The sequence below is a fragment of the Streptomyces sp. NPDC045701 genome (assembly GCF_056432045.1).
The window spans coordinates 1-7,200 of record NZ_JBWKJV010000107.1 but is presented as its reverse complement, the minus strand read 5'-3'; the positions used below and the strand labels follow the sequence as shown (position 1 = coordinate 7,200).

The 7,200-nt window shown below is 64.4% G+C and carries 6 protein-coding genes and 3 pseudogenes; 5 read left to right on the top strand and 4 right to left on the bottom strand.

All coding sequences use genetic code 11. The features are described from left to right. The coding region (locus AC07DW_RS32895; protein ID WP_478861299.1) for an integrase core domain-containing protein at positions 1 to 228 on the top strand (228 nt) is incomplete at its 5' end. 155 nt (positions 229 to 383) lie between these two features. Further along, positions 384 to 803 (top strand): transposase, encoded by a 420-nt coding sequence (locus tag AC07DW_RS32890; protein WP_478861298.1) that lies wholly within the window; start codon positions 384 to 386, stop codon positions 801 to 803. 20 nt (positions 804 to 823) lie between these two features. Here AC07DW_RS32890 and AC07DW_RS32885 read toward each other — a convergent pair whose 3' ends face one another. From AC07DW_RS32885 to AC07DW_RS32870, 4 genes and pseudogenes are all read right to left on the bottom strand, one after another. Further along, complete coding sequence (locus AC07DW_RS32885) at positions 824 to 1,318, bottom strand: hypothetical protein (RefSeq protein ID WP_478861297.1); 495 nt, start codon at positions 1,316 to 1,318, stop codon at positions 824 to 826. A 462-nt stretch (positions 1,319 to 1,780) separates the two neighbouring features. Further along, a pseudogene (locus AC07DW_RS32880) lies at positions 1,781 to 1,995 on the bottom strand (IS5/IS1182 family transposase); the annotation flags it as partial. A 1,720-nt stretch (positions 1,996 to 3,715) separates the two neighbouring features. Beyond that, a pseudogene (locus tag AC07DW_RS32875) lies at positions 3,716 to 3,844 on the bottom strand (IS5/IS1182 family transposase); the annotation flags it as partial. A 248-nt stretch (positions 3,845 to 4,092) separates the two neighbouring features. Next, on the bottom strand, positions 4,093 to 4,593 hold the full coding sequence (locus AC07DW_RS32870; protein ID WP_478861296.1) for a hypothetical protein: 501 nt from the start codon (positions 4,591 to 4,593) through the stop codon (positions 4,093 to 4,095). A 323-nt stretch (positions 4,594 to 4,916) separates the two neighbouring features. Here AC07DW_RS32870 and AC07DW_RS32865 point away from each other — a divergent pair, with 323 nt between their 5' ends. The 3 genes and pseudogenes from AC07DW_RS32865 to AC07DW_RS32855 all read left to right on the top strand — a co-directional run. Beyond that, entirely contained in the window at positions 4,917 to 5,063 is a 147-nt protein-coding gene (locus AC07DW_RS32865) for a hypothetical protein (protein WP_478861295.1), read from the top strand. A 77-nt stretch (positions 5,064 to 5,140) separates the two neighbouring features. Beyond that, a pseudogene (locus tag AC07DW_RS32860) lies at positions 5,141 to 6,508 on the top strand (NF041680 family putative transposase). A 264-nt stretch (positions 6,509 to 6,772) separates the two neighbouring features. Next, positions 6,773 to 7,200, top strand: a 428-nt coding sequence (locus AC07DW_RS32855; protein WP_478861294.1) for a hypothetical protein, incomplete at its 3' end; no start/stop codon positions are given.

Here is a 7,200-nt window from a genome sequence, read left to right as displayed (position 1 = left end):
TATGACAACGCGCTGATGGAGACGATCAACGGTCTCTACAAGTCCGAGTGCATCCGCACCAAGGTCTTCCACGACGGCCCCTGGAGAACCGTCTCCGATGTCGAGTACGCCACCGCCGCGTGGGTCGAGTGGTACAACAACCGCCGTCTGCACTCCACTCTGGGCATGATCAGCCCCACCGAGTACGAGGCAGCACACTACGCTGACACACAAGCTGTGGCCGACTGATCACCGGCCAGCAAACCACCGGCAGGAAAGTCGGAACGGCTCAGAAAGCCCTGGTCCTGTGCGTCGATGAGGAAGTCCCAGATCCAGGCGCTGGACCGCTCGGCGCCGGTGCTGTCGATGATGCCGGAGCGCCGCACCCACTACTGCGCGAGTCCTTGTCCGGGCTCAGGAACCCGGCGCTGACCGCGCGGTGCGCGGACGGCCTTGCCGACAGCAACGACGCGGCCGTATTCACCCTCCGGCTCCTGGCCCGCCGCATCCAGCACTTGACCTGCGAGGTCAAGGATCTCGCCCGCCGAGTCACCTGGGCCGTCCGCGCACACCGCCCCCAGCTGCTGGAGATCGTCGGCATCGGGCCGGACAGCGCCGCAGCCCTCCTCGCCGCCGCCGGCGACAACCCCGACAGGATCGCCACCGAGGCGTCATTCGCCGCTCTGTGCGGCGTCAGCCCGGTCGAACAGTCCTCTGGCAAGCGTAGACTGCTGTCGCGAGGGTGTCCAAGTCTGTTGTCACACAACGACATTGGACGCCCTCGTCCTACGTCCGCAGGCGATCCCTTGGACTCATTCATCTAGGTTGACGGTACGAGCGGTTGTTACACTTTCGTCCCAACCCAGAAAGTAGTGGGGTACCCGGCAAAGAGATGATGATAGACCGCTACCGGAATGACAGTGTCGCTTTTGAAGGCCTCGGAGTAGATGTCCGATCCAAGAACGTTCGTCATGGCGTGCAGGGAGTATTTTCCTCCCTTATCGTCCGACAGGTCAAAGGCGTAACAATCCTGATGGGTCTTTGAACGGTTGATTTCGAAATGCATTTTGGAATTTGGATTGATTTTCGTACCATAAGACAGCCCCTCGATCTGCCCGTAAGTATATGAGGGGAAGTTGCAAATTTCACGAATGTTCGTCACGGTGAGTGTTCGGTCGGTCGCGTTTTTGATGTCGTACCCATTCGTGTACGACGTACTTGCTGAAATGGGCTCATCTGCTGACCTGCTCGCTGCCTGGGCGCCAGAAGCGGCGAAACCAGTCGAGAGCACCACGCCAGCGACGAGGCAGGCGGTGATTTTGGAACGACGGAAATTCATTAAGGTCTCCTCTGTTTCGGCCAACATAGTAGGTTGGTGCAGACATCGCGTCGGCCGGCCGGACGGAACACTGGCTACGGCAACTTGGGCCGGTCGGTTAGCGCCCCCTCGAGGACCGCACGTGAGACGTCGGTGCGGCGTCACCGGGCCGGCGCAGCACCGCCCTCATGCAGCCGCCCCCGACCAGCACATAGATGATCGCCGCGTGTCTCATCTGGCAGGTCCTGCGTTCCGCCGCCCTCGGCACTCGTCGGCGGGCGAGGGCGAGCACGGTCTGGACGTGCTTCTCCCCCTCCGCGCGTTTGCAGCCGCAGAACTTCCGGGGAGTCCGGGCCGCAGCGAATACTGACGAGAGCGAGGGGCAGAAGACGCCACAGGGCTCCCTGGCGAACGAGTTGAGACGTCAGATCTCTCGCTCAACTGTCCGGGAACCCTGCCCCGTAGGGCGTTATGTGGTCGTGATCAAGGGCTGGGTCGGGTGAGGTCTTTAATCCAGATCATCACTGCGCGCAGGTGGAGGCCTGCGAGGTAGCTTTCGGGGGTTTTCGTCGGATCGAGTGGCCGATGCCTCGCCAGGCCTTGAGCTTGTTGATCAGGCGCTCGGCGGTGTTCCGCTCTCTGCAGAGGCCGGCGTCGTGGGTGACTGGCCGGCCGCCCCTGCGGCCTTTGTTCCTCCTGGCCACTGAGCGGGGGACGGGGCTGGCGGTGAAACGGGCGGAGCTCACGGCCAAGTGAATCGTCGCTGCTGCTGCTCATGCGCTCCGGTGATCACGACCAGCGCCTGCTTCCGGTCGAAATCAGCTTGCTGGACGGATAGAGAAGACCGTGTCAGTCCGCACATAATCTGTGAATCCCTCCGGGCGCCACACGCTGGGTTCACAGTGTGCCGTATTGAGGGAGTTTGAGGTATACGCTGCAGATTGGTCACCCCAAGCGGCCCGGTAATCGAAATCCGCAACAAACGAGTACCTGCCCCCTTTCTTTCCGGAGTAATCAAGGGCCGTCTGATCTGAATTGGCTCCGGCGAATAGAATCTTGAAGCAGGTCTTTTGCCGCGGCACAACCGTTTTCAGGTTGATCCGGTTTTCTATAACCCGGGGGTGGCCGTCAAGGAATCTGACGTTCTTGCGCTCGAGTGTGACATCAGTGTGGTCATGTGTGCAGTATACGCTGCCAGCGGAAACAGAAGGAGAGGTGGCGTAGGGCGCGACCGCAGACGCATGCGCGTGTGCCGGGGCGGTAAATAATCCAATACAGCAAATTACGCCAGCCCGCCGTACCCGACCAGGTTCGGATCATCAAACCGTGCCGAGACCCTCGCTGCGGCATGGGAAGATTGCATCTCGGAAATGCCTTGTCAACCGTGCGTGCCGGAAGCTGGAAGAACTCCCATCATCGCAGTTCACAAGGCACTTCCTCGTTTCCGGAGAAGCTATCCACAGGCATCAAGCCGGTGGATCCGGGTTGAGCCGGCCAGCTCCACCGGGAAGAGCACCGCTGCCGAACCCCTGACCGCATACACTGACCCCCGGATCACCGAGTGGCCGTCGATAAACCACCCCAGCGGACGTGACCCCGCCGAAGAGATCCTGGACTCCCTGGCCCGCTTCTGCCGACGGGTCTCTGGCGCAGGACACCAGGCCCCGGTGCCAGCGCCGCCCGGACGGCTGTGCATGTCCTCTCATCAGGTGGGCGGCTGCGCTGACCGGTGAAGATGAACCGACCTGGCAAAGGGCTAATTGGCCGCTCCCCCTGCGAGCCCAGCAGGAGGTGTCATGGGTAGTGACAGTAACGCACCGGCTCGACCACCTCAGGTTTTGGAGAATGATATGTTCCACAAGTTCTCGCGCCGCACTAGCCTCCTCGCTTGCGGGGTCGCCGCAGGAGCAGCCGTCATCGGTACCGCTGCTACTGCCTCGGCCATCCCCGGCGGGCCCCATAGCGCCTCTTTCGTCGTGGCCTCCTCCGAAGCGGCCACTTACTCCTCGCCGAGCACAAAGTCGACGTTCGGCGAAAAGTTGACCGTTGGCAGCGAAATTCCCGTAGTATGCTACCGGTCGGGGGAATCCGTAGGGCCCTCCAACGTCTGGCTCAAGCTTGGAGACGGTAATGGCGGATACACCGCCGCCTCTTGGGGAACCCTGCGCGGCTCCCTTAACGCCTGCTGATTAAGTTTCGGAATAATATGTTGCGTTCCGGGATGTGCGTTCGGGGCGTTTAGGTGAATCCTATCTGATGGCCTGTTGGACGGGCAGCCTCGATGCTGCTGCTGCTGCGTCCACCGCAGCAGCAGCGGTTGTTCCGGTCGCTGCGAGCGCCACTATGCTGGACCGTTCCAGCCACCCGGCATCGGCCACTGCGACGCCGCAATGTGCCCGGTGGGGGCGGGGCACCTCACAGTGCCACCAGCGCACGCTGGGACGGCCGCAGCTTGCACCGGCGGTCACCCTCACGGGTGACAATGAGCATCATCACCCACTCCGCCAGAGCGTGCGGAAGGTCCAGTGCGGCAGGATAGGTGACCAACAGAGCCCCCAGGCTGAAGAGTTCAGCTTCGACAACTTGCTCCACAGCCCGGGGGGTCTGCCCGTTTCACCCCGTCCACCGCCGTCACCCGATCAGTGGCCACTCTGAAAGGGCTCAGTGAGTTTCAGTCTGGCCACTGAGCGGGGGACGGGGCTGGCGGTGAAACGGGCGGAGCTCACGGTCAATTGAATCGTCGCTGCTGCTCGTTCGCTCCGGTGATCACGACCAGCGCCTGCTTCCGGTCGAAATCAGCTTGCTGGACGAATAGAGAACACCGTGTCAGTCCGCACATAATCTGTGAATCCTTCCGGGCGCCACACGCTGGGTTCACAGTGTGCCGTATTGAGGGTGTTTGAGGTATACGCTGCAGATTGGTCACCCCAAGCGGCCCGGTAATCGAAATCCGCAACAAACGAGTACCTGCCCCCTTTCTTGTCGGAATAATCAAGGGCCGTCTGATCTGAATTGGCTCCGGCGAATAGAATCTTGAAGCAGGTCTTTTGCCGCGGCACAAGCATTTTCAGGTTGATCCAATTTTCTATAACCCGGGGGTGGCCGTCAAGGAATCTAACGTTCTGGCGCTCGAGTGTGACATCAGTGTGGTTATGTATGCAATATATGCTGCCAGCGGAAACAGAAGAAGAGGTGGCGTAGGGCGCGACCGCAGACGCATGCGCGTGTGCCGGGGCGGTAAATAATCCAATACAGCCAATTACGCTGGAAAACGCCGCGAGCCTGGCCTTATTCATAACAGTTTCCTTCGCTCGAAGCCATCGCATTCATCATTCTGCAGCCGTGTCAAGCCGGCAACCGGCTGATCAGCGGCACTATCGGAGGAGGTAAGTTTCACCTCCGGATCTCCACTTGGCCCCCCAAGGCCTTGCCCGGCCCGGCGGCACGCCGTTCTGGCAGCGGCACCGACCCCGGCCCGCGCGGCGAAGCTCTCCATCCCGCAGCTCCAGGCCGCGTGCGTCGCGCCGGCCGCATCCGCGGGACCGAAGCCGAAACTCAGCGCCTCCGGAAGGTCTTCCGGGGTGACTACGCGCGCCAGCCGCGGGCCGTCGAGGACGCCATGGGGCGCCAACTCGCCGCACTCTGCGTCGCCGGACTGATCGCGGTGCGGCCCGGCTCCCGGACCAGACTGTGCCACCGCATCCGGCGCCACACCGGACGCAAGGACGAGCGCCGCAGCCTGTCCGGGCATGACTACTCGGCCTGACCGACGGCATCCACCACCTGGTCAGCGCACCGATCGTGCTGGTCTGGGACCGCCTGAACACCCACGTCTCCCACACGATGCGCGCGCTGACCGGCGCCCGCGACTGGCTGACCGTCTGCATCCTGCCCGCGTACGCGCCCGGCCTGAACCCCGTGGAACGGCTCTGGGCCCACGTCAAGCGCGCAGCCTCGCCAACCTCGCCTCGGTACGGCTCCCTCTACGCCGCGCTCAACCGTGGCCGACTCGACACTGAATCCCTGCGTGACCTGCTGGTCCGGTGCCGCTGCCCCGTATCCGGGGCCGGCTCGTGCTGACCGTGGACGTGTCGGTCGTGGCTGCGGCCGGACGCCGCATGCTCGCCGGAGCGGCTCTTTTGCCACGTCCACGGCCGCTCCCGCGCGGCCGCGCAGATCATCCCGGCTGGCCGTACTCCTTGGTCGCCGCGCTGACCGCGGACCACACCTCATGGACCGCTGTCCTGGATGCTGTCCGCCTGGGCCCCGCCGGCGATGCCGCAGCCGTCACCGCCATCCAGCTGCGCGATGTGGTCGAACGCCTGGTCCGCGCAGGCCAGTGCAGGCGGGCGACCGGGACGTCCTGGTCGTGATGGACGCCGGCTCCGACGTCATGCGCCTGGCATGGCTGCTGCGGGACCTGCCGGCCTAACTGGTCGGGCTGCGCTCGGACCGTGTGCTCCGGCTGCCGAAGCCGCCTCGCGTCCACCACCCGAAGGGCGGCCGGCCGCCCAAGCCCGGACCGTACTCCGCCTCGCCAAGCCCGAGACCTGGCCCGACCCGGCGGAGGTCACGGTGAACGACACACCCCGCTACGGCAGGGCCGAAGCCCGAGCGTGGGACCGGCTCCACCCCAGGCTCACCCACCGCTCTTCCTGTCGACCACGACGGTGAACTCCCGCTGGCCGAAGGCGCCGTGATCCGACTGAAAGCCGAACAACTGCCCGGCGACCGGGACGCGCCACCGATCTGGCTGTGGTCCTCCAAGACCGGCGCCACCAGCACGGACATCGACTTCATCTGGTCCTGCTACCTCCGCTGCTTCGATCTTGAGCACACTTTCCGCTGCTTCAAGCAAGATCTCGGCTGGACCCGCCCCCGGCTGCGCGAACCGCAGGCGGCAGACCGCTGGACCTGGCTGATCATCGCCGCGCACACCCAGCTCCGCCTCGCGCCGCCCCTGGCCGGCGACCAGCGCATGCCCTGGGAGAAGCCGACCCGCACAGGCACGCTGACCCCCCTCGCGTCCGCCGCGGGTTCAGAAACATCCGGCCCCACCCGGGCAGTCCAGCCCGTACACCCAAACCGTCACGGCCCGGGCCCGGACGGCCGCCCGGCCCGAAGAACCGGTATCCCGCCACCCGCTACGACGTGGGCAAAACCGTCAAACGACCCGGAGCACTGATCGAACGCGATCAAGATCGATGTTAAGGAACAAGCTGTGTTCACGCTGGTCACAGGTGCACTCTTCCATGATCGAATTTACACCGTTCTTCTTACAGTCCCTTCGGGGGAGTGGCGGCCTGCCGGGACGGGGTTGGCTCGAGGCGTATGTCCCGACAGTTTCGCCTTTTTCTGGGGGCTTCCATGCCACGTTCTGCCACCGCTGCGGGGCACGGTCCTGCCACAGCTCTGACTGCGCAGGCCAGGCCCGCCAGCCCGGGGTTCCGGGGCGGTCTGCGCCGGGTGGCTTTGGTGACGGCTGTGGTGATGGGGGTGGCGGCGGTGCCGGTGGTGTCGGCGGTGGCTGCCGATACGCCGGGCGGGGTGCCGGCGCCTGTGTCGGGTTCGGTGCCGCTGGGTGATGCTGCTGCGGGGATGGTGGATGAGCGGACGGGTCTGTGGCGGATGAGTCTGCCGCTGGTGGCCCTCGGCGGGCGTGGGGGTCTGGAGGCGTCGGTTTCTTTGTCGTATGACCAGCAGCTGGCGGCGGCGGGGGTGGACCGGCACGGCCTGGGTGCGGGGATGAGCCTGGGAGTGTCGTTTGTGGAGACGGAGGGCGGGGTGCGGGTCTTCCCCGCCTCCGGAGGCATGTTCGAAGCCGACGAGGCAACGGCGACCGGCCTGAAGCGCTACCCGCTCAAAGACCTGAAGTTCGAGCGCAAGGCGGGCACGGTTCCGGC